This window comes from Nocardia carnea NBRC 14403 (assembly GCF_000308515.1).
Lineage (GTDB): Bacteria > Actinomycetota > Actinomycetes > Mycobacteriales > Mycobacteriaceae > Nocardia > Nocardia carnea.
The window spans coordinates 47,382-72,965 of the sequence record NZ_BAFV01000029.1; the positions used below are offsets into that span (position 1 = coordinate 47,382).

The 25,584-nt window shown below is 67.8% G+C and carries 20 protein-coding genes and 1 riboswitch; of the genes, 11 read left to right on the plus strand and 9 right to left on the minus strand.

The features are described 5' to 3' along the window. Positions 1–34: 34 nt before the first annotated feature. The gene (locus ON22_RS10840; protein WP_081595484.1) at positions 35–2,146 is read right to left on the minus strand and encodes a threonine/serine exporter family protein; all 2,112 of its coding nucleotides are present in this window, start codon (positions 2,144–2,146) and stop codon (positions 35–37) included. 349 nt (positions 2,147–2,495) lie between these two features. Here ON22_RS10840 and ON22_RS10845 point away from each other — a divergent pair, with 349 nt between their 5' ends. Further along, positions 2,496–4,427 (plus strand): acyl-CoA dehydrogenase family protein, encoded by a 1,932-nt coding sequence (locus tag ON22_RS10845; protein WP_033242046.1) that lies wholly within the window; start codon positions 2,496–2,498, stop codon positions 4,425–4,427. 236 nt (positions 4,428–4,663) lie between these two features. Here ON22_RS10845 and ON22_RS34550 read toward each other — a convergent pair whose 3' ends face one another. The 3 genes from ON22_RS34550 to ON22_RS10860 all read right to left on the minus strand — a co-directional run bounded on the left by ON22_RS34550 (position 4,664) and on the right by ON22_RS10860 (position 7,884). Next, positions 4,664–5,257 carry a phosphatase PAP2 family protein gene (locus tag ON22_RS34550; protein ID WP_051157419.1) on the minus strand — a complete coding sequence of 198 codons (594 nt, stop codon included), beginning with the start codon at positions 5,255–5,257 and terminating at the stop codon, positions 4,664–4,666. 313 nt (positions 5,258–5,570) lie between these two features. After that, entirely contained in the window at positions 5,571–6,461 is an 891-nt protein-coding gene (locus ON22_RS10855) for a hypothetical protein (RefSeq protein ID WP_033242047.1), read from the minus strand. 64 nt (positions 6,462–6,525) lie between these two features. Further along, entirely contained in the window at positions 6,526–7,884 is a 1,359-nt protein-coding gene (locus ON22_RS10860) for a DUF2252 domain-containing protein (protein ID WP_373280854.1), read from the minus strand. Between the two features lie 360 nt (positions 7,885–8,244). Between ON22_RS10860 and ON22_RS10865 the strand changes: the two genes are divergently transcribed. From ON22_RS10865 to gcvP, 7 genes are all read left to right on the plus strand, one after another. Continuing rightward, positions 8,245–8,952, plus strand: a complete 708-nt coding sequence (locus ON22_RS10865) for a CDP-alcohol phosphatidyltransferase family protein (RefSeq protein WP_373280851.1) — start codon at positions 8,245–8,247, stop codon at positions 8,950–8,952. 42 nt (positions 8,953–8,994) lie between these two features. Next, entirely contained in the window at positions 8,995–9,393 is a 399-nt protein-coding gene (gcvH, locus tag ON22_RS10870) for a glycine cleavage system protein GcvH (RefSeq protein WP_033242048.1), read from the plus strand. A 150-nt stretch (positions 9,394–9,543) separates the two neighbouring features. After that, positions 9,544–10,029, plus strand: a complete 486-nt coding sequence (gene odhI, locus ON22_RS10875; RefSeq protein ID WP_030520553.1) for an oxoglutarate dehydrogenase inhibitor Odhl — start codon at positions 9,544–9,546, stop codon at positions 10,027–10,029. 62 nt (positions 10,030–10,091) lie between these two features. Further along, on the plus strand, positions 10,092–10,895 hold the full coding sequence (gene ftsR, locus ON22_RS10880) for a transcriptional regulator FtsR (protein ID WP_033242049.1): 804 nt from the start codon (positions 10,092–10,094) through the stop codon (positions 10,893–10,895). 199 nt (positions 10,896–11,094) lie between these two features. Further along, entirely contained in the window at positions 11,095–11,568 is a 474-nt protein-coding gene (locus tag ON22_RS10885) for a bifunctional nuclease family protein (RefSeq protein ID WP_033242491.1), read from the plus strand. Between the two features lie 175 nt (positions 11,569–11,743). Beyond that, positions 11,744–12,322: a MerR family transcriptional regulator gene (locus ON22_RS10890; RefSeq protein ID WP_051157420.1), complete on the plus strand. Its 579-nt coding sequence runs from the start codon at positions 11,744–11,746 to the stop codon at positions 12,320–12,322. A 103-nt stretch (positions 12,323–12,425) separates the two neighbouring features. Then, positions 12,426–12,525: riboswitch (glycine riboswitch) on the plus strand. A 150-nt stretch (positions 12,526–12,675) separates the two neighbouring features. After that, positions 12,676–15,492 (plus strand): aminomethyl-transferring glycine dehydrogenase, encoded by a 2,817-nt coding sequence (gcvP, locus tag ON22_RS10895; RefSeq protein ID WP_086007710.1) that lies wholly within the window; start codon positions 12,676–12,678, stop codon positions 15,490–15,492. A 75-nt stretch (positions 15,493–15,567) separates the two neighbouring features. On the opposite strand, the gene ON22_RS10900 is transcribed toward gcvP, so the two are convergent. After that, positions 15,568–16,926, minus strand: coding sequence for a cation:dicarboxylate symporter family transporter (locus ON22_RS10900; RefSeq protein ID WP_033242052.1), 1,359 nt, complete (start codon positions 16,924–16,926; stop codon positions 15,568–15,570). A 127-nt stretch (positions 16,927–17,053) separates the two neighbouring features. On the opposite strand from ON22_RS10900, the gene ON22_RS10905 reads away from it, so the two are divergent. Both ON22_RS10905 and ON22_RS10910 read left to right on the plus strand, forming a co-directional pair. Beyond that, entirely contained in the window at positions 17,054–18,604 is a 1,551-nt protein-coding gene (locus tag ON22_RS10905) for a sensor histidine kinase (protein ID WP_051157474.1), read from the plus strand. Further along, positions 18,601–19,314 (plus strand): response regulator, encoded by a 714-nt coding sequence (locus ON22_RS10910; protein WP_033242054.1) that lies wholly within the window; start codon positions 18,601–18,603, stop codon positions 19,312–19,314. Before ON22_RS10905 ends, ON22_RS10910 begins: the two co-directional genes overlap by 4 nt. 7 nt (positions 19,315–19,321) lie before the next feature. Here the strand turns inward: ON22_RS10910 and ON22_RS10915 are convergent, their stop codons facing one another. The 4 genes from ON22_RS10915 to ON22_RS36650 form a co-directional block, all read right to left on the minus strand. Beyond that, positions 19,322–20,989, minus strand: a complete 1,668-nt coding sequence (locus tag ON22_RS10915) for a VWA domain-containing protein (RefSeq protein WP_063820570.1) — start codon at positions 20,987–20,989, stop codon at positions 19,322–19,324. Between the two features lie 561 nt (positions 20,990–21,550). After that, positions 21,551–21,799, minus strand: coding sequence for a WhiB family transcriptional regulator (locus tag ON22_RS10920; protein WP_033242055.1), 249 nt, complete (start codon positions 21,797–21,799; stop codon positions 21,551–21,553). 27 nt (positions 21,800–21,826) lie between these two features. Beyond that, on the minus strand, positions 21,827–22,375 hold the full coding sequence (locus tag ON22_RS10925; protein WP_051157422.1) for an HNH endonuclease: 549 nt from the start codon (positions 22,373–22,375) through the stop codon (positions 21,827–21,829). A gap of 64 nt (positions 22,376–22,439) precedes the next feature. Continuing rightward, entirely contained in the window at positions 22,440–22,598 is a 159-nt protein-coding gene (locus ON22_RS36650; protein ID WP_156052215.1) for a hypothetical protein, read from the minus strand. A gap of 578 nt (positions 22,599–23,176) precedes the next feature. Here ON22_RS36650 and ON22_RS10930 point away from each other — a divergent pair. Beyond that, positions 23,177–25,354 (plus strand): malate synthase G, encoded by a 2,178-nt coding sequence (locus ON22_RS10930; RefSeq protein WP_033242056.1) that lies wholly within the window; start codon positions 23,177–23,179, stop codon positions 25,352–25,354. Positions 25,355–25,584 lie beyond the last annotated feature (230 nt).

Here is a 25,584-nt window from a genome sequence, read left to right on the forward strand (position 1 = left end):
GATACCGGGCGCGCATCACCTGTGGGGATGTCCGTCAGCCGGCGTCGGAACGCCGGGACGCCGGTAGCGGCTCGGTCGGCACCGGGCCGGATTCGCCGGCCCCCACGCCCACCGGCTCGGGGGCGGCGCCGACGCCGACCGGCTCGGGCGCGGTGAACGGTATCGCCGCGGTGGGCAGCATATCCTCGGCCATGCCCAGTGCGGCGGTGGGCAGCGACAGCAGATCCGCGGGTAGTACCGGCATCTCACGCATCTCCGGCGCCGCGGCCGTTCCCGCGGTATCGGCGGCCGAGGCCGGCGACTGCGCCGATACGGCCGAACTCAACGGCGCCGGATCCAGATCGCGGGTCCAGACGTGGTGATCCACACCGGATACCGTGGACCGGCCGCGCCCGGACGGCACCGCCGGATACGGTGCGGTGGGCCGCGGAGCCCGTGGTGTGGTGGGCCGCGGGGTCTGCGCGGCGACCGGGATGGGTGCCCGCGGCAGTTGTCCCGCGACCGGGAATCCCACCGGCATATCCGGTGAAGCCATCACCGCGGCGGGCGCGGCGCCCAGCACCGGGCCGTGCGTGCGACCCAACGGCGCGGCCCGCCGCTTGCCGAGGTTCACCGAGTACAGGCGTTTGGCCAGGTTCACCGAAGGCAACCGCTTGCGCGTGACCACCGGGCGCCGCAGGGCGCCGAACTTGCGCAGGATCGGCGGGCGGCGCACGGTCCGGTCGAACCATTCACCGAGCGTTACCCCGCCGGCCAGCGCGCAGCCGACACCGAACGCGGCCAGTAGTTGGTCCGCGCCGCGGGTGATCTCGTCGTTGAGCATGCCGTACAGGCCGCGGTAGATGCTGAGGCCCGGCAGCAACGGGGTGATCCCGGCCAGCGCTACGACCAGCGGCGGCGTCAGTGCCCGCCGGGCGAGCAGACCACCGACCATACCGATCACCACGGCCGCCGCACCTGCGGCGAACACCGGACCGAATCCGGCCGCCATCACCAGCAGGTAGCAGATGGTGCCCATGGCCCCGCCCCCGGCGGCCGCGGCCAGTGCCCGTTTCTCCGCGTAGCAGGCGAGGCAGAACGCCAGTGCCGCGGTGGCTCCGGCCAGGACCTGTACCGGCAGATTGGTCAGCGCATGGCTCGGGCCGATGTCCAGGGGCACCGTCGCGTCGAACGCCTCGCCGACCCGCAGAGTGAGCGCGATACCGGCGATGATTCCACCCGTCATCATCAGCAGTTCGAGCATCCGTGCGCCCGCGGTGATCGGCGCCCCGGTGATCGCGTCCTGCACCGAACCCACCAGGCTCAGCCCACTGAGCAGCACAGTGATCCCGGCCGCGATGATCAGCGTCGGACTCACCGAGATACCCAGCGGTTCGGCGACGGCGGCGAGCGCCACCGCCGGTGTGGCCGCAATGGCACCGCCCACCAGATGCTGGAAGAAGAACGGCAGCCCGTACCGATTGAGTGCGCGGTTGGTCCGGTCGATCAAGGCGGTGGTGATGAAGCTCAGTGCGACGACGAGAACGCCGCCGCCGAGCAGCAGTGAGATCGCCGCGGCCATCAGTGACCAGCCGAAGGTTGCCGTCCACCGCTTGTAGGGATGCGGTGCCGAGGTGATGGCGTCCAGGGCCGCACGTGCCTCGTGCGGCGGCACGATCTCGCGACGGATCCGGCGGGTGAGCCGGTCCACTGCCGCGAGCCGGGTGAAGTCCAGCGAGCGGTACTGCACCACCCGCATGGAGCTGGCCGGCGGCAGCCGCCGGCCGCGATGCACCGAGATACGGATGGCGTTGTAGGTGACCTCGACATCGCACTCCGACAGGCCGTAGGTGGCGACGATGAAGCGCACCGTGGTCTCGGTATCGGTGACGGCGGAGCCGGAGGCCAGCACCACTTCGCCCATCCGGATGGCCAGATCCATCACCTCGGCCACTGTGGCTTCGTCGGTGAGGTCGATCGGCTGCAGCGGGGCGGGTGCGGAGACGATCGTATCGGCGGTGGCGGGGCGGTCGGCGACCAGTTTCTTGATGGCACCGGTGATCACAGGCAAACGCAGGGGAGTGCGCCGATGTTCGGCGTAACCCGACGGGTCCGGAGAGATCTGTGGTGGGGAGGTCGCTCCTTCCAGGAATCCTTGCGCAGCCATAGCCGCGAAGGTAGTGGCCGAAGGGGGCTCTTATCCACCGGAAAATAGGTCGGATGAATGTGATCTTCGTTACGTGTCGGTTTATTCCAGGTTTCAAATGGAAATAGAGACGCGTTTGCCCAGATAGGCGAGGTTTCACCTATGCCGTCGGCCGGCGCCGGACCTGCGTTACGCACCCCACGCCGATACGTTCCGCGCATCACACCGGCCGCGGTGCGCACTCCGGCCGGCCCGGCCCTGCGTTCCGGGCATACCCGCTCATCGCGCAACCATGTACGCCCGCCGACACCGCGACCCTGTGCGGTTTGTCGCCGGGCTCCGCCCCACCACGGCCGTTAGGGTCGAAGGCATGAGCACCGGCAGCACTGCGACAGCACAACAGTTACGGCAGGCACTGGACGGGCCGTGGAGCGAAGTCCGGGAAGAAGCCCGCACCCAGCTCGCGGACGGGCGATTCGCCGGTGACCCCGGTCTGGACGTCCCCGCAGCCCGCGCCCGGGTACTGGACCAGATGCGCGAGATAGCGAAACTCGGCCTCGCCGATCGCGGGTTCCGGCGCGAGCACGGCGGCACAAGTGAACCCGGCGCCGCCGTGGTCGGATTGGAGATGCTCGCCTACGCCGACCTCTCACTCTGGGTGAAATCGGGTGTGCAGTGGGGTCTGTTCGGCGGTGCCGTGGAGAATCTGGGCACCGAACGGCATACCGAATACATCCGGCGCCTGATCACGCTGGACCTGCTCGGTTGTTTCGCGATGACCGAATCCGGGCATGGCAGCGATGTCGCGAATCTGGAAACCACCGCCACCTACGATCCGGCCACCGAAGAGTTCGTGATCCACACCCCCACCCCCTCGGCGCGCAAGGACTATATCGGCGGTGCCGCCGAACACGCCCGGATGGCAGCGGTGTTCGCGCAGCTGCGGACACCGGCGGGTGAACACGGGGTGCACTGCCTGCTGGTCCCGATCCGGGACGAACAGGGCAACGATCTGCCCGGTGTCACCACCTCCGACTGCGGCCGCAAAGGCGGCCTTCCGGGGGTGGACAACGGCCGGATCGTTTTCGACCAGGTGCGGATACCGCGGGAGAATCTGCTCAACCGCTACGGCGAGGTTGCCCCGGACGGCACCTACAGCTCCGATATCGACAACCCCAGCCGCCGTTTCTTCACCACTCTCGGCACCTTGGTGCGCGGCCGGGTGAGTGTCGGTGGCGCCGCGGCCGCCGGTGCCCGGGTCGCCTTGAGTATCGCGCTGCGCTACGCACTGAAACGCCGCCAGTTCGGCAACCCCGACGACGGCGGCGAAACCCTGCTGCTGGACTACCGGATGCATCAGCGCCGGCTGCTACCGCTGCTGGCCCGCTCCTACGCGCTGGCCTTCGCGCAGAACGATCTGGTCCGCCGGATGCATCTGGTGCAGACCGGCCAGGATATCGACCCGCATTCGCAGCGCGCCCTCGAGAAACGGGCCGCGGGGCTGAAGGTGGCGCAGACCCGGCATGCGACCCGCGCCATCCAGGAATGCCGGGAGGCCTGCGGCGGTGCCGGCTATCTCACCGAGAACCGCCTGGTCACCCTGAAGGCCGATACCGATGTGTTCACCACCTTCGAGGGCGACAATGTGGTGCTCACCCAGCTGGTCGCCAAGGAAATTCTCACCGCCTACGCCGACGAGGTGCGCGACCTGGATGCTCTCGGCTGGGTCCGTTTCGCCGCGACCATGGCCGGTGATGTGGTGCGCAAACGTTCCGGCGTACGCCAGCTGATCCAGACCCTGCGCGACCGTGGCGGCGAAACCGTCGACGAGGGCGATCTCGGTAAACGCGCCACTCAGTTGGCGCTGTTCGCCGACCGCGAGGACTATCTCACCCGCACCGCCGCCCACCGGCTACGCGCCCGGGCCGAGGAAACCGGGCCCTTCGAGGCATTCAACAACGCGCAGGACCATATCCTCGCCGCCGGATCCGCCCATATCGACCGGCTGGTACTCGAGGCGTTCATCGAGGGGATCGCCGATATCGAGGACGAGCAGGCTCGTGCGCTCGCCGAAACCGTCTGCGATCTCTACGTGTACTCCGTGCTGGAGGAGAACTCGGCCTGGTTCATCATGCACCGTTTCATCTCGGTGGAACGGGCGAAGGCCGTCCGGCGCGGGATGAACGAACTGGTCGACCGCCTCCGCCCGGATGCCCTCACTCTGGTGGAAGCACTCGGTGTGCCGGAATCGATGCTGGACGCCGCCATGCTGGACGACGCCAGCGTCTACGAACGGCAATAGCGGGGCGCCGGCCCTGCGGGCAGCCGGGCCCGTCTCCGATGTGTACGTCGACCATTGCACCGATCGGTGCGTACGGTCTCGACCACTACGGGCGGGCCCGGATCCGGTCGCTCGAGACCGGATGTCCCGTGGGTCACGCTTGGCCGTGGTCCGGATGGATGTGTGTGGTCGCGGCTGTCGCGCTGGGCGCCGCGGGGCAGGGATGAGCCGGATGGTGCGGTGCCGTGGCGTAGGGGTCAGCGCGGGCGCGGCCCGAAAGTGCGGCGGATCCACACCGAGACCCAATAGAGGCCGATGGTCAGCGAGATTCCTACGGCTGCCCCGCCGATGATATCGGTGGCGTAGTGGTAATCGAGCGCGATCATGCCGACCGTACCCGCACACCAAGCGGCCGTGGCGATCGCGACGATCACCGCCCGGGCCCGCGCGGAGCGCAGCAGCAGGACCAATGCCGTGATCACCGATACGAGATGCACGGTGTGGCCGCTCGGATACGCGAGATAGTCGTGCAGCGGCCGCCCCCACCAGGGTTTCAGCGCCCAGGTGTTGACAGCCACCGCGAGCTCCGGCGCCAGGACCATGGTCGCCGTCTCCCACCACCGGCGTTGCCAGGCGAACCACACGGCACTGCCGCAGAGCAGGGCGAGTACGACTCCGGTGTTGGTCGCCAGCGCGAGGACCTCGGCCACCCAGGGCCGTGGGTCCAGCCGTGGGTCCACGCGTGACCCGACAGCCAGATCGAAGGTGGTGGCCCCGCCACCGGGCGGGAACGACCACGGTAACGCCGCCGCCACCGCCCCCGCGGTCGCCCCGACGATTCCGGTGGTCACGGGACCGGCGGCCGGTGGAGTCGAGGCGGTAACCGGGTGCGGGCCCGGCGGTCGACCCCGGCGGGCAGGGGGCAGGTGCGCCGGTGGCCCCAGGCGGTTCTCGGCCGGGCGGTGATCGTCTCCGGTAGGCCGATCCGCGGGACACTGGTTCGGCGCGCCGGATGCGGTGCTCACGAGCCGACCATATCCATCGCGGGCGGCCACGAGGTAATCCGTCGTGCTGCGACGGTTCGGCGCAGCGATGTACGGCCGGCTCGGTCCGGTCGTGCCGATACGCCCGCTGCCGTCGGCCGGCTCACCGATCTGCCGCGGTTCAGCCGGGCCCGTAGGTCACGAAGGCCGTGATCACGAACCACAGGACCCACGCGACCGCGACGAAAATGCCGAGCGCGTAGAGCGCGCGCATGACGGCCCGGCCGAAGTCGATATCGCCGGGCTCTCTGGGATACAGCAACCACGGGCTGTACCAGGGTGCGCGGAATCGGCGTGCTCCCGCGAGCCGTTCCAATTCGGCCAGATCCTCGGCGTACTGCTCCGCCTCGGCCTGGGCCGGGCTGCCGTGCCACCGTGTGACATCGATCGGGCCGAGGAAACCCTCGTCGATCAGTGGCTGGGGTGCGGGTAGGTACGCCAGGATTCCCAGGCCGCGGAATGCGGCGGCCACATCGTTGGCGGTCCAGCGGTGTGATTCGCGTTCGGCGAGGACACCGAAATAGTGCCGGAGTCGTTCGGGGTCGTTACCGACGATCACATCGAAACTCGGATCCTGCACCTTCTGGTCGATCTGGACCGGTACCGGCTGGAACGGCACGATCAACGCGACGCCGTGGACCATGCGCTGTCCCAGCCCACGCGCGGCGAGCCAGTTCTGCATCGCGAAGGTGTGTTCGCGGGACCGTTCCAGTAGCGAGCGATCGTCGGCGGCTTCCAAGTCCGCGCGGACCCCGTTGAGCGTCGACCTGCCGGTGAGCGGAACGTGCAGAGTGCCACCCTGTTCGCTGCGCAGGCCCGCCACATCGATGACAACGCAGCTGGTGGGCGTCCACACCACGGCATCGAAGTGGTGGGTCTCGTTGTCGTACCGCAGATCGCAGTTGAGAATCGCCACTCCGTGCGGACTGTCGACCGTGCCCCAGCCGCTGAGCCAATCGATCAGGGACCGCTCGGCAAAACTGTCGGTGCTGTCCTGAACCTGCACGAGCATGGTGACCGCCCTTCGCGTCCGAACCGAGACTCCTGCGGCGCCGAGCGCGGCGCACCTTTCGAAACTACCGGTCCGGCTCCTCCGCCGGAAGTTTCCCGGCCCGAACCGCGGCGGCGAGTTCCTCGTGATCGGCTTCCGTGCGATCGGCGTAGCGCACCGCGAAATCGGCCACGGCTCCGTCGAAGTCGGCTTCTTCGCCGAGGTAGCCGCTGATCAACCGGGGATCGAGGGAGCGGGCGTGGGCGCGCGCCAGCAGGGCGCCGGCGAGCCGGCCGTAATCGTCGAGATCGTGCGGTTCGAGTTCTTCGGGCGCTATTCCGCCCTTGAGATTGCGGAACTGGCGGACGATGAACGGCAGTTCCCGGCTGCCGCCGCCGGGCTGCGGAATATCCATGGTGGTCCAGCCGAGAAGGATATCGGTCTCCGTCTGAACCAGCCTGGCGCCCTGGACAATTCGCTTACCTTCGTGTTTCGGTGCGGCGATACCGAGTACCGGCGCCAAGGCCGAAGGGGCGGCCTGCTTGAGCTGCAATACCAGTACTTCACCTGAATTCCCGTGCAGCAGAGCGACATAGCTGTGCATCCCGACGCTGCCGGTGCCGACGATCCGGAACGCGATATCGGCGACGGCGAACCGTCCCAGCAGTCCCTGCCGGGATTCGCGCAGACTCGACCCGTAACGTTCCAACGCATCGATGGCCGCGTCCTCCACCTCCTGTGCCACGGTGGTGAGGATCGGCGGATCACTGACGAAGCGGTGACTTTCTATACCCGTTTCGTGATCGTCGATATGTGTCCACTTGCGGACGACCTTCTCACTGGTGTTCTTACGCGCCTTCTTGGCGGCCTTCTTGAAATTGTCGAGCAGATCGTCGGCCTCGACGCGATCCAGAATCGATTCGTCGGCCAGTGCCGACCACGAGGTCAGGAACGGCCGCTGCGCGAGCGCCGCGGCGGTGCGCCGATAGCTGCGCGCGGCATCGGCCGCGGCGGTACGGCATTCGTCCTCGTCCGCACCGCCGACCCGCCCGGCCAGGACCAAGCTCGCCGCCAGCCGCTCCAGGTCCCATTCCCACGGCCCCGGCACAGTTTCGTCGAAATCGTTGATATCCATGACGATTTCGCCCCGCGAGGTGCCGTACAGGCCGAAGTTGCCCGCATGTGCGTCGCCGCAGAGCTGGGCGTGGAACCCGGTATCGGGGCTGCCCGCGAGGTCGAGGGCCATCAGACCGGCCGCGCCCCGGTAGAACGCGAACGGCGACGCCAGCATCCGGCCGATCCGCAACGGGACCAGATGCTCGAGCCGGCCCTTGTTGGTGGCCTCGACGAATTCGACGATCGACGGCCGCCCCTCGGTACGGATCGCGCGATCGCGCGCGGTCCGTGACACCCGGTCGCGGACCGCACGGCCGCGGGCCAGCATGTCCTCGGCGGGGATATACGAGCGCAAGGGGATACGACTGTTCGACACCGGATAACCGTACCCACGGGCGCCCCGGACCGTGCCCGGCATCACGGCGCGGGCCCGGTACGCCACCCGGGAGCGGGACCACCGGCTGCGGCCGGGACCCGTACACCCATCGGCTGGGTGGCGGGAAGGCGGCGACGTGCCGGAGCCGGAGGGTGGGACCGGACGGGCGAGCCGGACAGGGCGGCCCGCACCGACATGATCTTTCTCTCACTCATACCGGCGGCGCCGAGTATTCGATGCTCGTTACTTCTCCGCAGACCGTACGGGGGGTCGTGCTGGCATCGGCAGGGGTCGTGCGGTAAGCACTGGCATGTGACGAGTGATTCGGGAACCGGCGGAACCGAGCCCGCGGCCGCGGACCGGCGATCCGGTGGTGCCCTCGCGGCGGTGCTGTCGGATCGGATGCTCACCGTCCCCAATGTGCTGAGTGTCTTGCGCTTGCTCAGCGTGCCGCTCTTCCTCTGGCTGCTCCTGGTGCAGCATGCCGACGGCTGGGCGTTCGTCCTGCTGATCCTGAGCCCGGTCACCGACTTCCTGGACGGCAAACTCGCTCGTCTGCTGGACCAGTCCTCCCGGCTGGGGGCCCTGCTCGACCCGTTCGTCGATCGCCTGTACCTGGTGACCACGCTGGCCGCGTTCGTAGCCCGGGACATCATTCCCTGGTGGGTGGCGGTCCTGTTGATCGGCCGCGATGCGGTACTCATGCTCACACTGCCGATCTATCGCCGTCGCGGCCTCGATCCCCCCGAGGTCATCTACCTGGGAAAGGCCGCCACCTTCGCGCTCATGTCCGCGTTTCCCTGGCTGCTGGCCGGTGAGATGGACTGGCCGGGTGACGGGTTCAGCTGGGCGTTCGGTTCGGCGCTGCTGATCTGGGGCACCGCGGTCTACGTCTGGACGGGACTGTTGTACCTGGGGCGCGCGATCGCCGTCGCGCGGACGGTGCCCCGATCCCCGGCCCGTCCCGGCGGTGAGCCCGCCCGGGATACCGGCGCGGCAAACGGTGACGGGCTCGCATAGAGTTGCTGCATCGTGCACGACGACACGAGGAAAGGACACCACGTGAATCCGGCTCCGGAGGACCTGCGCTACACCACCGAACACGAATGGGTGCGTCGGATCGAGCCCACCCGGGTCCGGGTGGGAATCACCGATTACGCGCAGTCGCAACTCGGTGACGTCGTGTTCGTTCAGTTGCCCGAAACCGGTGCCGCCGTTGCCGCCGGGGACGGTATCGGCGAGGTCGAATCGACCAAGAGCGTTTCCGACATCTACGCTCCCCTGAGCGCGAAAGTCGTTGCGGTGAACCAGGAACTGGAGGCGAAGCCGGAAACGCTGAACACCGATCCCTACGGTGGCGGGTGGTTGTTCGAACTCGAGGTGGACAGTGCCTCCGCACTGGACTCGAGTCTCGGTGAACTGCTCGATGCCGCAGGTTATCAAGGAGTTATCGGGGGCTGATCCAGCCTTCCCGGTTCTACCTGCACGGGCACGGCCCGGCAGGGTACGGTCAATGCCAACGGATGTGCCGCCCGGAGTCGGGGCCGCCGAGCCACGTCGCACCGCGGCATCTGCCTGCATGGTTTATGAGGTTCGAGGAGGAGAGAAACGGTGAGCGAGAACAAAGACCCGGGTTACGGGGAGACCGCGGCCGAGACGACGTCGGTCTTCCGCGCGGATTTCCTGAACGAGGTCGACGCATCGCGCTCCGGCGAGCCGACCGGCGAACAGCCGGTGCAGGGTGTCGAAGGTCTTCCGGTCGGAGCGGCACTGCTGGTGGTCAAACGCGGCCCGAACGCGGGTTCGCGGTTCCTGCTGGATCAGCCGACCACTTCGGCCGGCCGCCATCCCGACAGCGATATCTTCCTCGACGATGTCACTGTCAGCCGCCGTCACGCCGAGTTCCGCCAGGACGAGGATTCCTTCCAGGTCGTGGATGTGGGCAGCCTGAACGGCACCTACGTCAACCGGGAGCCCGTGGACTCCTCGGAACTGCAGAACGGTGACGAGGTCCAGATCGGAAAGTTCCGGCTGGTGTTCCTCACCGGTCCGCGGACGCAGGAGGCCGGTTCGGCCGCCGGGGCCGGTAGTTTGTGAACAAGTGATGATCGGTGCGCCGATCCGGGTGATCGGCGCTTCGGCATGAAAGACTCGAAGTCATGACAGGCGCGGCGCAGCAATGGGCGCACGGAGGGATGTCGATCGGCTCCGTGCTCGATCTGCTGCGGCCGGATTTTCCGGATATCACCATCTCCAAGATCCGTTTCCTGGAAGCGGAGGGGTTGATACGCCCGGAACGCACCCCCTCGGGTTACCGCCGATTCTCGGTGGCCGATTGCGAGCGGCTCCGGTTCGTGCTGACCGCGCAGCGTGACCAGTACCTGCCGCTGAAGGTGATCAAGGAACAACTCGAGGCAATCGACAGCGGAGCCGCGACGCTCGGGGTGCGCGAGGCCCGTGCGCGGGCGCGCACCGCCCGTCCGGATGCGGGGCAGGATATGGCGGACGAGGGCGCGACGACACCGCGGCCGCCGCGCCGGTTGGCGGTCCAGCCCGGCCGGATCACCGCCGACGAGCTCGAATTCGATCACGAGATCCGGGTGACCCGCGAGGATCTGCTCGAGCAGGCCGGTATCGACGAGAAATTCCTCACCGATCTGATCCGGGCGAATCTGATCACTCCGGGCCCCGCCGGTTTCTTCGACGCCGATGCGGTGACCTTGGCCACTACGGCGAAGGCGATGGCCGAATTCGGTTTGGAGGCCCGGCATCTGCGGGCGTTCAAGCTCGCCGCGGACCGGGAGGCGGCGCTGGTCGCGCAGATCGCCGCACCGATCGCGAAAAGTCGCGATGCGGGCGCCCGCGCCCGCGCCGAGGAGACCGTGCGGGAACTCGCCGCACTGTCGCTCACCTTGCACGCGAGCTTGGTGAAGGCTTCGGTGCGCAACTCACTGGGCGGCTGAATCGCCCGTGCCGAACCCACCGACACCGGCGGTATCGGCTTGACCTGCGGCGGGATCGCCGGCGCCGACGCCGGTGGCAACACACCGATTCCGGTGTCCGTGTGCCATCGCGGCAGCGCCCGGAATTCGCCTAGACTCGTGGTACGGCGAGCCCTGCATCGGCGAGGGCGGGCGGCCGGGGAGTATGGGAGGCAGTGCGATGAGCGAAATGCGCGTGATCGGCATCCGGGTCGAGCAGCCACAGAATCAGCCCGTCCTGCTGCTGCGGGAGGCCGACGGTGAGCGGTATCTGCCCATCTGGATAGGGCAGGCGGAGGCCACGGCGATAGTGCTCGAGCAGGAGGGTGTTACTCCGGTCCGGCCGCTCACCCACGATCTGGTCAAGATTTTGATCGCCGATCTGGGGCACACCCTCGAAGAGGTTCATATCGTGGATCTCAAGGAGGGCACCTTCTACGCGGATCTGGTGTTCGAGAACGAGGTGCGGATTTCGGCGCGCCCCTCCGATTCGGTGGCCATCGCGTTGCGCGTCGGTTGCCCGATCTATGCGGCGGAATCCGTGCTCGAGGAAGCCGGTCTGGTGATGCCCGACGAACGCGAGGACGAAGTCGAAAAGTTCAAGGAGTTCCTCGAGTCGGTATCCCCGGACGATTTCAAAGCGACCGACAGTTGAGTTTCCCGATTGTTTTCTAGACCTCAACTACAGGTCGAGACTGTTACCGCGCGTCGCGTTTGGATCGGCACCTCTGCGGCCGAGAGAATGGGAAGAGTAGCCTCGTATTCGACGCCGGGCCGTCGGGTATGGGCACAGATCGGCGGAGCAAGGGAGTAGTTCAGTGGCAGAGCATATGCGGGATATGCGGTCGGAAGTGGGCCCGCCTCGGCGCTACGAAATACAACCCGGTTTGTTCCCCGACGATTCGGTCCCCGACGACCTGGTCGGATACCGGGTTCCGACGGCGTGCCAGGTCGCCGGTATCACCTACCGGCAATTGGACTACTGGGCGCGGACCGGTCTGGTCAAACCTTCCATTCGCAGCGCGGCCGGGTCGGGTAGCCAGCGGTTGTATTCGTTCAAGGACATCCTGGTCCTGAAAATCGTGAAACGTCTGCTCGACGCCGGTATTTCGCTGCAGAACATCCGGATCGCGGTCGATCATCTGCGCAGCCGCGGCGTACAGGATCTGGCGAATATCACCCTGTTCTCCGACGGCACCTCGGTCTACGAGTGCACCTCGCCGGAAGAGGTCGTCGATTTACTGCAGGGCGGGCAAGGCGTATTCGGTATCGCGGTCAACAGCGCGATGCGCGAGCTCACCGGCGCGATCGCGGCTTTTCCCGCGGAACGCGCGGAGGAGGCCACCGACCGGCCCGAGGACGAGTTATCCTACCGGCGCAAAGTACGTATGACCCGCAAAACCGGGTAACGCATTCCGCGGAGTTCCGGTGCCGCGGGCACCGGCACGGACGAGAGCACATCCCGGGTGCGTTCCCGCTCGGTCCGGCCACCGGGCTAAGATGTCCAGGCGCCGTAGCCGTGCGGGAGAGCCCCGGATCCGCTGAGGATCCGGGCGCCGAAGGAGCAGCACCTCCCCGTCAATCTCTCAGGCACCAGGACCGTACGGGAGCCGGCGCCTCTGGAAAGTGGTGGCTCCGGGCCACCCGCCCAAGGTGAAAGGCGATCGGTCCGCTGGCCCGCCGCCGAAGCTCTCAGGCGCCGCGACAGAGGGGGAGGGCCCTGTGCCGACCGTATGGTCGGCCGCCCTACCAGGGAGTCGTGGTGACCCAGAGCTTCGCAGACCGGCATATCGGACCCGACGGCGCCGGGTTCGCGCATATCCTCGCCGAGATCGGTATAGCATCCGCCGAAGATCTCGCTGCGGCCGCGCTGCCCGCCGGAATCCTCGACACCTACCCCCCTGCGGCAGAGACCGACCCGCTCGCGGGCCTGCCACCGGCCGCAAGCGAGCACGAGGTGCTGGCCGAACTGGCCGAGCTCGCGGCTACCAATACGGTGGCCACCTCGATGATCGGGCTCGGCTACTACGACACCCTGACCCCGCCTGTGCTGGTACGCAACTTGCTGGAGAATCCGGCCTGGTACACCGCCTACACGCCCTACCAGCCCGAGATCAGTCAGGGCCGGCTCGAGGCGCTGCTCAATTTCCAGACCATGGTCACCGACCTGACCGGTATGGACGTGGCGAACGCGTCGATGCTGGACGAGGCCACCGCGGCGGCCGAGGCGATGACGTTGATGCACCGGGTCGGCCGCGGCCGCGGAACCCGCCTGGTGGTCGACAGCGATCTCTTCCCCCAGACCCGCACCGTGCTCACCACCCGCGCCGAACCGCTCGGTATCGACATCGTCGAGGCCGATCTGGCCGGTGACGGTCTGCCCGACGGCGAGTTCTTCGGTGTACTGCTGCAGGTGCCGGGGGCGTCCGGGCGCGTGGTGGACTGGACCGGCATCATCGCGCAGGCCCATGAGCGCGGTGCGCTGGTCGCCGCCGGCGCGGATCTGCTCGCCCTCACGTTGATCACGCCGCCGGGGGAGCAGGGCGTCGATATCTGTTTCGGTACCACCCAGCGGTTCGGTGTGCCGATGGGCTTCGGTGGCCCGCACGCCGGTTATCTCGCGGTGCGCACCGCCCAGGCCCGGCAGCTGCCCGGCCGCCTGGTCGGGGTGTCCAAGGACGCCGACGGCGCGCCCGCCTACCGGCTGGCATTGCAGACCCGGGAGCAGCATATTCGCCGGGAGAAGGCCACCTCCAATATCTGCACCGCGCAGGTGCTGCTCGCGATCGTCGCCGGCATGTATGCCTGCTACCACGGCGCCGACGGGTTGCGGGCCATCGCGCGGCGGGTACACGGGCATGCCGAGCAGCTCGCGGCTGCGCTGGGGGAGGCGCTCGTGCACGACAAATATTTCGACACCGTCCTGGTCCGGGTGCCCGGGCATGCCGAAAGCGTGGTCGCCAAGGCCGCGGCACGCGGGATCAACCTGCGCCTGGTGGACGACGACCACGTTGCCGTCGCCTGTGATGAGGCGACGACCGGCGACCATATCGCCGCGGTCCTGGACGCGTTCGGCGTTGCGCCCGCCGAACCCGTAGGCGCGGGTATCGCCGATCGCACCTCGGAGTTCCTGACCCATCCGGCGTTCACCCGCTATCACACCGAAACCGCCATGCTGCGCTATCTGCGGGCACTGTCGGACAAGGACATCGCGCTGGACCGCAGCATGATTCCGCTCGGCTCCTGCACCATGAAACTCAATGCCACCGCGGAGATGGAGCCGATCACCTGGCCCGGCTTCGCCCGGCTGCACCCGTACGCGCCGGTCACCGATGCGCCCGGCCTGCGGCGCGTGATCGACGATCTGGAGCGCTGGCTGGCCGAGATCACCGGATATGACTCGGTGAGCCTGCAGCCGAACGCCGGTAGCCAGGGCGAGTACGCGGGCCTGCTGGCCATCCGGCGCTACCACCTCGACCGCGGTGATACCGGCCGCGATACCTGCCTCATCCCGTCCAGCGCCCACGGCACCAACGCCGCCTCGGCGGCCATGGCCGGGCTGCGCGTGGAGGTGGTGAAATGCCGGGCCAACGGTGACGTCGATCTCGATGATCTCCGCGCCAAAATCGCCGACCACGCCGACCGGCTGGCCTGCATCATGATCACCTATCCATCCACGCACGGCGTATACGAGCACGAGATCGCCGACCTGTGCGCGCTGGTCCACGACGCCGGCGGCCAGGTCTACGTCGACGGTGCGAACCTGAACGCACTGGTCGGACTGGCCCGGCCGGGCCGGTTCGGCGGTGATGTCAGCCACCTCAATCTGCACAAGACGTTCTGCATTCCGCACGGCGGCGGCGGCCCCGGGGTCGGCCCGGTCGCGGTCCGCTCGCATCTGGTGCCGTACCTGCCCGGGGATCCACTGGTCACCGATTCGCACGCCGTCTCGGCAGCGAACTACGGGTCAGCGTCGATTCTGCCGATCACCTGGGCATATATCCGGATGATGGGCGCAGACGGTCTACGCCGCGCCACCCTCACCGCGATCGCGTCGGCGAACTATCTGGCCCGCCGGCTGGGTGAGTACTATCCGGTGCTCTACACCGGTGCCGGCGATATGGTCGCGCACGAATGCATCCTGGACCTGCGCGAGATCACCAAACGCACCGGCGTCACCGTCGACGATGTCGCCAAACGGCTGGCCGACTACGGATTCCATGCGCCCACCATGAGTTTCCCGGTGGCGGGCACTCTCATGGTGGAACCCACCGAGAGCGAGGATCTCGCCGAACTCGACGAGTTCGCCGACGCGATGATCGCCATCCGTGGCGAGATCGATCGGGTCGCCGCGGGGGAGTGGCCGGTGGACGACAGCCCGCTGCGCAATGCCCCGCATACGGCGGCGTGCCTGGTCGCCGACTGGGAGCATCCGTACAGCCGGGAGGTCGCGGTGTATCCGCGCGGGGTCGCGCATACCCGGGCCAAGGTGTGGCCCGCGGTGCGCCGGATCGACGGCGCGTTCGGCGACCGCAATCTGGTCTGCACATGCCCGCCGCTGGACGCCTACACCGACTGATGGGCAGAACCCCGCGTCCCGGGTAGGGACGCGGGGTTCCCGAAGCGGCCGGGTTCGGTGGGCGCGATCCCGGCGTCAGGCCGGGACGAGCGGCTTCGGTTCGGTCCCCGTTGCCGGAGCCGGTGCGTTTTCGTGTTCGTCCACCAGCGTCTGCTCGTCGAACGGCAGTTTGCGATCCAGGACGTCACGCACGCGGGCAGGTTCGATGGTTCCGGTCCAGGTGCCCACGAGCACCGTGGCCACCGCATTGCCGGAGAAATTGGTGAGCGCCCGCGCCTCGGACATGAACCGGTCGATACCGACAATCAAACCGATACCGTCGAGCAGTTCCGGCCGGTGGCTCTGGAGACCGCCCGCCAGGGTGGCCAGCCCGGCGCCGGTAACCCCGGCAGCGCCCTTGGACGCCACGATCATGAACAGCAGCAGGCCCAGCTGCTCACCCAGACTCAGCGGCTGCCCCATCGCATCGGCGATGAAGATCGACGCCATGGTCAGGTAGATGGCGGTGCCGTCCAGGTTGAACGAGTAGCCGGTGGGCACGACGACACCGACGGTGGTGCGCTCCACCCCCAGATGCTCCATCTTCGCGATCAGGCGCGGCAGTGCCGATTCCGAGGACGAGGTGGCCACGATGAGCAGATACTCCCGCGCCAGATAGCGGCACAGTTTGAAGATCGAGACCCGGGCGATCAGCCGGACGAGCACCCCGAGCACACCGAAGACGAACAGCAGGCAGGTCAGGTAGAACGCGATCATCAGGGTCCCCAACTGGACGACGGCGTCGAGACCGGTCCTGCCGACCACATTGGCGATCGCTCCGAAGGCTCCGATCGGGGCGAGCCAGAGGATCATCACCAGGATCCGGAAGACGAGCTTCTGGATCAGGGTGACCGCGCGCAGGATCGGCTCGCCGGACGAGCCCATCGCCTGTACCGCGAAACCCACGAGCAATGCGACGAAAAGAGCTTGGAGCACGCTCCCCGCGGTGAGCGACGAGACCAGGGTGGTGGGAATGATGCCGTGCAGGAATTCCACCGTGCCACCGGCGGAATGCGCCTGTTCGGCGTATTGCGTGCCCTGACCCGCCGAGCCGGCGATATCCAGCCCGGTCCCCGGATCGAGCAGATTGCCGACCAGCAGGCCGATGCCCAGGGCCACCGTCGACATGACCAGGAAGTACGCGATGGCCAAACCGCCCACCTTGCCGACCGTTGCGGCCGCGCGTACCGAACCGATGCCGAGCACGATCGTGCAGAAGATCACCGGCGCGATCATCATCTTGATCAGGTCGACGAACATGGTGCCCAGTGGTGCCAGTGCCCGGCCGGTTCCTGGCGCGAGCCAGCCGACCAGTATTCCGGCCACCACGGCGACGATAACCGCCAGATAGAGCCAGTGGGTGCGATCGCGTCGCGTGCGAGTCCGGTCGTCCATGACCTGATCTCCTCCCGGTTGTAGTGAGCGGGTGCGGTGGACTCGGCCACCGCGGCCCATGGAGAATGGTGGACCAACGCGTGACTTCCGTCACTGTTTAGTGCATTTCGTTCAGGTGGAGGTAGTGGTGCGTTCCGGCCGGTGGTCACTCGCCCGACAGGTGTTCGCCCTGCAATTGGTGTTGTTGGCGCTGGTCACCGGACTCTGGTCGGGTTACGCGGTGCTCGACGCCCGTCGCGACAGCGACCGCACCGCCACTCGGGAGGTCACCGATACCGCCGTGACCGTCGCGGCCGCGCCGTCCACCGCCGCGGCGGTGGGGTCGCCGGATCCGACCGCGCTCCTGCAACCGGTGACCGAACGCATCCGCAGGGCCACCGGGATGGATTTCATCGTCGTGATGGCTCCCGACCGGACCCGCTTCACCCATACCGATCCGGCGCGGATCGGCCGGCCCTTCACCGGCAACATCGATCGGGCGCTGGCCGGTGCCACGTTCACCGAAACGTATACGGGGAGTCTGGGGCCATCCATCCGCGCGGTGACACCGGTACGCGACGACGGACAGGTGGTCGCGCTGGTCTCCGCCGGCGTCACCCGGGCCGCGATCGGCGACCGATTCGCCGAACAGCTGCCGATCGTCCTCGGCGTGGCAGCCCTGGGATTGTTCGTGGCGGCCACCGGATCGCTTCTGCTGAATCGCAGGCTGCGCAGGCAGACCCGGGGACTGGCGCCCGCACAGCTGTGGGCCATGTACGAGCACCACGATGCCATCCTGCACGCGATGCACGAGGGGTTGCTGGTTTTCGGGCCGACCGGTGCACAGGCCGAGGTCGTCAACGACGAGGCCCGCAGACTGCTGGATCTGCCGCCCGGGCCGGTAACCAGGTCCGACCTGCCGGTTTCGCTGCGCGGGCCGGCCAGGACGGTCCGGGACGAAACGCATGTGACCGCCGACCGGGTACTGCTGGTCAATCAGGACATCGTCGATCTGGGCCGCCGCGCGAACGGCACGGTGACCACCATCCGTGATCACACCGAGTTGCGCACGGTTCTCGGCGAGCTCGATTCGGTGCGCGGTTTCGCGGAATCGCTGCGGGCACAGGCGCACGAATCGGCCAACCGGCTGCACACGGTGATCACCATGGTGGAACTCGGCCGCTACCGGGAGGCGGTGGAATTCGCGACCGCCGAACTCGAGCTGTCCCAGGCACTCATCGATCGGCTCCTGGCCGAGGTGGGTGATCCGGTGCTGGCGGCGTTGTTGCTCGGCAAGGTGAACGAGGCCGCCGAGCGCGATATCGAACTCACCGTCACCGCCGAGACCGGTCTCGATTCGGTGGCCCCGCTGTCCAGCCGGGAAGCGGTGACGCTGGTGGGTAATCTGATCGACAATGCGATCGACGCCGCGGCCGGTGACGCCGACGCGTGGGTGGAGGTGACCGTGCGCGCGGATGCGAGCACGCTGCTGGTGCGGGTGGCCGACAGCGGCCCGGGCCTGTCCCCGGAAAGTTTCCCGCGGGCCGCCGAACGCGGCTACTCCACCAAGAGCCGGCATCACGGACTGGGCTTGGCACTGGTCCACGGGCTGGTGGTCCGGCACGGTGGCGCCATCACGACCGCGACCGTGCCGGAAAGTACGGTCACGGTGAGCATTCCACGGAAGGCGGGGGCATGATCAGCGTGCTGATCGTCGAGGACGAGCCGTTCATCGCCGAAGCGCATCAGGCCTATCTCGATCGGATCACCGGCTTCCGGGCCGTCGGGATCGCGCGGACCGGCCGGGATGCGCTGCGGACGGTGGCTGCCGCGGCGGCCACGGAGACACCGGTCGATCTGGTGCTGCTGGATATAGGCCTGCCCGATATGACCGGGCTCGAGGTCGCGGCAACCCTGGTGGGGCAGCGGCCGCGGCCGGACGTCATTGCCATCACCTCGGCCCGTGACCTGGCTCTGGTGCATGCCGCCGTCGCCCACGGCGTGGTCCTCTATCTGCTGAAACCGTTCACCTTCGCGGCTTTTCGGGACAAGCTGGAACGCTTCCGCGAATACCGGACGGCGCTGCTCACCGGAGAGTCCGCCGCGACCCAGGCCGATATCGATCGTGCCCTGGCGGTGCTGCGCACCCCGGCGCGGAACCAGGGCACACCGAAGGGGGTCGCGCCCGGAACGCTCGACGAGATCACCCGCACGGTCCGCGCGGCGCCGGACGGGCTCACCGCTGCCGATGTCGCCATGTCGGTCGGTGTTTCCCGGATCACCGCGTGGCGGTATCTCGAGCGGCTCGCCGAGGACGGTGTGGTGGACCGGCGCTCCGACTACGGCCGGGCCGGCCGCCCGCGCACCCGTTATCGCTGGCAGGACGCCCGCGACGGGCGGCTCGGATGAGCGGTGTTCAGGGCGTGGTGAGCGCCTCGACCATCGCGGTGCCGAAGGCGAGATCGTTACTGCTCGGCAGCGCCCGGTAACTGCCGCCGGTGCGCTCGGTGAGCATGCGCAGCGAATCGGAGCCCGCACCGCCGACGACGATGACGTCGATTCGGATGGGGGTGGCGGAGTTTCCCGCCTCCTCGATGCGAGTGAGGAGGTCCTCGCCGGTGATATCCGAACTGTCCTCCGGGCCGTCGGTGACCAACAGGATCGAATTGGTGCGGTCGGCGGCATAGTTCTCGATCGCGGTGCGGTAGGCGGCGAGCAGCGCCGGGTAGCACTCGTCGGTATTCGCTGCCGCCGCCTCGATATCGCCCAATGAACCCATGAGCGTCCCGCGGTGCTCGTCGGTGAGCGCCGCGGTATCGACGACCACGTCGTACGGGCTGCCGCCGGTATTTGCACCGAAGGTCCATATCCCCAGGCCGAATTCGGGGGGCATCACGTTGACGGTCGAGGCCAGGGCGCCGACGGCATTGGTCAGCCGGCTCTGCTCGCCGTCGGTGGTCGCCATCGATGCCGAAACATCCACGAGGGCGGTCGCGTGCACGCCGAGGACCGGGTTGTCGAGAACGGCGCGGAGCCGGTCCAGCGCGACCCGCGGTGGGGTGGCGACCGGGGCGGCCGGTGGGGCGGCGAAACCGGCCGCGATCAGATCACGTTGCTGTTCCGGTTTGCGCAGGTATTCGGCGAACAGGCCGGCGATCAGGTTCTCGGCCTTGTCCACCCACGGCCCGGACATCAGCGTGGCCGGGTAGTCGGCCACCGGTGCCGCCCCGGTCGGTAGGTAGGACGTGGCGCCGGGGTTCGCCGCGAGCAGCCGCTGCGTCACCGGCACCGCGTGGATCGCGGCTTCGGCCGGTGCGTCCGCGGACAATGCCGTGATCGCCGCCGAGGTGTCCGTGAGCTCCGGTGCGGCGGCTGCCAGCGCGGAGACCGCGGAGACCGCCTGCCCGCCGGTCGCCGCCTCCTCGGTCAGCGGTTCGGTACCGGAGATCGCGCCCGCGACCGCGGTGGCCACCGCCAATGTGGTGTCGCCCGGCGGTAGGGCCAGCTGCAGACCGTTCCACCCCGGTAGGCCGATGGCCTCGAGTGATCCCTGTTGGAGCCGGGGCAGGTCCGCCCAGGAGGTCTGGGCGGCGGCGAGCGCGTGGCGCAGCACTTCGGGGACGGCCAGCACGATCGGGCTCGACGCGATAGAACGCGGAGTACCCTCGACCAGACCGGGCACCCGCATCGACTCGACCTGTCTGCTGGACACCGGGATCCACAGTGCCGGCCGTGGTCCGAGTACCGGATTCCAGGTGGCACCGGAGGTGAAGGCGGCGACCATATCCGTGGCCGGCCGCTCGGTGACCACCACCTCCGCACAATGATCCAGAACCACCGGCCGGGTCTCGTTGTAGCGGGCCGCAATGGTGCGGACCGGGTCGGCGATCTCCGGGTCGACGGTGACATCCAAGATGGCCTGCCCCTCCGCGCAGGTGCCACCGGCCGCGGTGCCTTCCGCCGAATCCGGGCGTAACTGCCACCAGCCGACAACGACCGCTAGCAAGGCCACGACCACCACCGCGGTGATCACCGGCCCCTTGCTGATTTCCCGGGAAGAGCCGGTGCTGCGATGGGTACCCACGGCCAGCCAGTCTAAGGAGCGCAACCCCGTTACGCCTCCGGACCCTTTTCGCTACCCCGGGGTGGGGCCCGCCCGGTTCTGGAGCGACGGAGCGGGGGACCGAAGCGGAGGAGCGGAGGAGTGAAGAACCGGGCACAACAGGGCTCCACCCTCGAGCCGCGGAGCGTCTCCAAAATTACAGCCCGCCTCTTTGCAGATGGTCTACTGCGACCGCAAGACCTCGATTCCCGTCCTGCTGGAAGACCCCGACCCCAACCCTGCAGAGTGTCCCGCGATCACACAGCAGCCGAGCCCGGTGCTCGATATTCCGACCCCCGAACGACCGTCCCCGACAGCGGGTATCGCGGCAGTCACTACCCCACGACGCGATGCACGACCACCAGAACCGGCCGGACACCCGCCTCGACCGCGCCGACCTCTGATCCCGCGTCGGGCCGATGCCCGCACCGCGTAGCGCACTCCCCGCCCGCACTGTCAATGAGATCACCGACATCATGGCGACCTACGAGCCGGAGGCGGTGCACTCGTCCACCACCTCCGGCATCGCTTCGGATCGCACCCCTACTCGCGGATCATCTTTCCCCGGTCGAATTCGTGCCCGCCCCACACCCCGGACTGGCCGGTCCGTTCGGCGAAGCCGCGGCAGTCCGGCCGGATCGGGCACCGGCCGCAGACAGCACGCGCGTACTCGAAGTCCTGCGATGGATACGGAAACCACGCCTCGTGGTTCGGGTCGCCGCGGCAGGCGGCGCGATGCCAGCCGTGGCTGTCGGATATGGGCAGCAGATCTGCCAGCACTTCGACGGTCATATCGATCCCCTCCTCTCGCGGATCGGTTCAGGGTGTCGCGGCCAGGTGCTTCCACACCCGCCGCTGTTCACGGGCCAGCGGTTGCGGTGCCCGGGGTTCCCACAGCAGCCGCATTCCCGCCTCTTCGGGGGTGCGGTCGGCCTTACCGGTGTTGCAGGGCACACAGCAGGCGATCAGGTTCTCCCAGGTGTTGGGTCCACCCCGGCTGCGCGGCCGGATGTGGTCGACGGTCGGCGCCCAGTCGCCGCAGTACCCGCACCGATTACCGTCGCGCCGCAACACCGCGGCGTGGGTGGCCCGGCTGCCCGGCGACCGGACGGTGATGTGGGCGAGGTACCGGTAGCGCACCAGCCGGATGGTCTCGGGCAGCAGGACCTCGGTGTGCCGGGAGCGGATCGGGAAATGCGGCCGGCGGATCACGACCGATTCGGCGACTCCGCCGATCAGCAGCACCACCGCCCGGTCGGCGGTGACCTGGTCCAGTGCCTCGTAACTGGCGTTGAGCACCAGCACTCGACTGTGTATCCAATTGTCCGGCGTGAGTGCCACCGGTTCGGCGACAGCAGGAATCGGCATGGGAATCACCAGGTTTCGACAGCCGGGAACGACCCGGACTTCAACAGGGGAGAATGCGAACGCGTCAGCGACGCTGCGGGAGGAGCCGGTCGATCCAGCGATCGCCGGCGGGTTTCGCCTGCCGCGACTGTTCGGCGTCCACCGGCAGTGCCGGCATCGACGGGCACTGCGCTACGGTGCGCTGCCGTGACCGGGTGCTGTTCGCCGGTGCGATGGGATACAAGACCACTCCTCCCTTCCGAGTATCGTCGGCCGCCCCTGTGGCGGCCGGTGGAATACATGGTGGCACAGGGCAGTAGCGGTTGTCGGCCCATTTTTTCCGGGACGGCGCTTCCGGCCGTTCGTGAAGGTTGCCCGGTCGATGTCGGCCGGAGCCGGTGGCCGTACGAACCGACGGATGTTCTCCGGACGTCCGGCGGCCCACGGGGCGCTCTCCGCTACGGAACGGCCCGGGTCGGACCGGACCCGCACGGGCAGCTTCGTGATGAACAAGCCCACCATGTGTTCGAGGGCAAGGGCAGTCGGGAGGGGGCATAACCAGCCGTCCGATGTCGAGACGGCGGTGGTTACCGCAGCGACGCGATGCCCGCTGATCCACGTCGCTGCGGGTGGCCCGGACTCGTCCGGACCCGGTGTCGCGGGTGCCGTTACGAAGTGCCGGGCGCCGGTGGGCAACGGAGTAGAGTCCGGGGCGGACAGCGGCACCCGCCCGCGCTCTCACCCGGCGGCCGAAGCAGCACTACCGGTCGGTAACATATCCATCGACTTTCCACCCGGTATTCGCGGAAGTGAGGCAAGTAGATGACAGAGCGGAAAAAGGTCGGCGGGCTCGAGGTTGCCACCGTTCTCCACGACTTCGTCGAGAACGAGGCGTTGCCCGGCACCGGCGTCGATTCCGCCGCGTTCTGGGCCGGCGCCGAGCGGATCATCAATGAATTCGCTCCGCGCAACCGGGCCCTGCTGGCCGAACGCGACGAAATCCAGGGCAAACTCGACGCCTGGCACAGCGAGCATCCGGGCGCGAACTACGACCGCTCGGTGTATAAGCAGTTCCTGACCGAGATCGGTTACCTGCGCCCCGAACCCGCGGATTTCACGATCGGCACCACCGGCGTCGACGACGAGATCAGTAGCACGGCCGGCCCGCAGCTGGTCGTCCCGGTCAGCAATGCCCGCTTCGCCATCAACGCCGCCAATGCGCGCTGGGGTTCGCTCTACGACGCGCTCTACGGCACCGATGCCATCCCGGAGACCGGCGGCGCGGAAAAGGGCACCGGCTACAACAGGGTGCGCGGTGACAAGGTCATCGAATGGGCGCGTAATTTCCTCGACGACGCCGTCACCCTGATCACCGGTTCGCATATCGGGTCCACCTCGTACACGATCGTCGACGGGGAGCTCGAGGTCGGGCTGGAGGACGGCACCACGATCGGCCTCGCCGATGCCGGCCAGCTCGTCGGCTATATCGGTGACCCGGCCGCGCCCACCGCGATCCTGCTGAAGCACAACGGTCTGCATATCGAGATCCAGATCGATCCCGAATCGCCCATCGGCAGCACCGACACCGCCGGTGTCAAGGATGTCGTCATCGAATCCGCGGTCACCACGATCATGGACTTCGAGGATTCGGTCGCCGCGGTCGACGCCGACGACAAAACCCTGTGCTACCGCAACTGGCTGGGCCTGATGAAGGGCGATCTCACCGAAGAGGTCAGCAAGAACGGCAAAACCTTCACCCGCACCATGAACCCGGACCGCGTCTACACCGCGCTCGACGGTTCCGAGCTGGCGCTGCACGGCCGCTCGCTGCTGTTCGTCCGCAACGTCGGGCATCTGATGACCAGCGACGCCATCCTGGACGCGGACGGTAACGAGGTGCCCGAGGGCATCATGGACGGCATCATCACCTCCCTCGTCGCCAAGCATTCGCTGCGCGCGGATGTGGCGCTGTCCAACAGCCGCACCGGCGCGGTGTACATCGTGAAGCCGAAGATGCACGGCCCGGACGAGGTCGCGTTCACCAACGACCTGTTCGCCGCCGTCGAGGATGTGCTGGACCTGCCGCGCAACACCCTCAAGGTCGGCATCATGGACGAGGAACGCCGCACCACGGTGAACCTGAAGGCATGTATCGATGCCGCCGCCGACCGGGTGGTGTTCATCAACACCGGCTTCCTGGACCGCACCGGCGACGAGATCCACACCTCGATGCTGGCGGGTCCGATGATCCGCAAGGCCGAGATGAAGACCCAGCGCTGGATCTTGGCCTACGAGGACTGGAACGTCGATACGGGTATCGCCGCGGGCTTGCCCGGCAAGGCGCAGATCGGCAAGGGTATGTGGGCCATGCCCGACCTGATGGCCGGAATGCTCGAACAGAAGATCGGGCATCCGAAGGCGGGCGCGACCACCGCCTGGGTCCCCTCGCCGACGGCGGCCACCCTGCACGCCACCCATTACCACCTCGTGGACGTGTTCAAGCGGCAGGCCGAGATCGCCAAGGGCGGCGCCCGCGCGAGTGTCGACGAGATCCTGGAGATCCCGCTGGCGGCCGATACGAATTGGAGCGACGCCGACAAGCAGCAGGAGCTGGACAACAACTCGCAGTCGATCCTCGGTTACGTGGTGCGCTGGATCGATCAGGGCGTGGGCTGCTCCAAGGTCCCCGATATCTCCGATATCGCGCTCATGGAGGATCGCGCCACACTGCGGATCTCCAGCCAGCTGATGGCCAACTGGCTGCGGCACGGCGTGGTCACCACCGACCAGGTGATCGCCAGCCTGGAGCGGATGGCGCCGGTGGTGGACCGCCAGAACGCCGGTGACCCGGGCTACCGGCCGATGGCCCCGGATTTCGCCGGGAGCGTCGCCTTCCAGGCCGCGAAGGAACTGATCCTGGAGGGCACCACGCAGCCCAACGGCTACACCGAGCCGATCCTGCACCGCCGCCGCCGCGAGGCCAAGGCCAAGTTCGAGTGAGTGATGTTCAGTGATTGAAAAGTAGCTTCTGGCAGCTCTTTTCGAGATGAGGCCCTCACCTGGAACGCCAGGTGAGGGCCTCTGTAATCACTGGAGATCAGCTTGGATACCGGCTCGCCACGCTCAAAACGGTCACAAAAACGGTCACACGCGGGGCGGTCAGTCGGTGTCGGAAAGAGATGCCCTACCAGCGCCGATGGTGCGTCGCTCAAAATTAGTGGATCGGCCAC

What these genes read in the sequence shown, in the direction of transcription:
- ON22_RS10840 (WP_081595484.1), bottom strand. Translation starts at nt 2,146, where the DNA reads ATGGCTGCGCAAGGATTCCTGGAAGGAGCGACCTCCCCACCACAGATC.
- ON22_RS10845 (WP_033242046.1), top strand. Translation starts at nt 2,496, where the DNA reads ATGAGCACCGGCAGCACTGCGACAGCACAACAGTTACGGCAGGCACTG.
- ON22_RS10855 (WP_033242047.1), bottom strand. Translation starts at nt 6,461, where the DNA reads ATGCTCGTGCAGGTTCAGGACAGCACCGACAGTTTTGCCGAGCGGTCC.
- ON22_RS10860 (WP_373280854.1), bottom strand. Translation starts at nt 7,884, where the DNA reads ATGCTGGCCCGCGGCCGTGCGGTCCGCGACCGGGTGTCACGGACCGCG.
- ftsR (WP_033242049.1), top strand. Translation starts at nt 10,092, where the DNA reads ATGACAGGCGCGGCGCAGCAATGGGCGCACGGAGGGATGTCGATCGGC.
- ON22_RS10885 (WP_033242491.1), top strand. Translation starts at nt 11,095, where the DNA reads ATGAGCGAAATGCGCGTGATCGGCATCCGGGTCGAGCAGCCACAGAAT.
- ON22_RS10890 (WP_051157420.1), top strand. Translation starts at nt 11,744, where the DNA reads ATGCGGGATATGCGGTCGGAAGTGGGCCCGCCTCGGCGCTACGAAATA.
- ON22_RS10900 (WP_033242052.1), bottom strand. Translation starts at nt 16,926, where the DNA reads ATGGACGACCGGACTCGCACGCGACGCGATCGCACCCACTGGCTCTAT.
- ON22_RS10910 (WP_033242054.1), top strand. Translation starts at nt 18,601, where the DNA reads ATGATCAGCGTGCTGATCGTCGAGGACGAGCCGTTCATCGCCGAAGCG.
- ON22_RS10920 (WP_033242055.1), bottom strand. Translation starts at nt 21,799, where the DNA reads ATGACCGTCGAAGTGCTGGCAGATCTGCTGCCCATATCCGACAGCCAC.
- ON22_RS10925 (WP_051157422.1), bottom strand. Translation starts at nt 22,375, where the DNA reads ATGCCGATTCCTGCTGTCGCCGAACCGGTGGCACTCACGCCGGACAAT.
- ON22_RS10930 (WP_033242056.1), top strand. Translation starts at nt 23,177, where the DNA reads ATGACAGAGCGGAAAAAGGTCGGCGGGCTCGAGGTTGCCACCGTTCTC.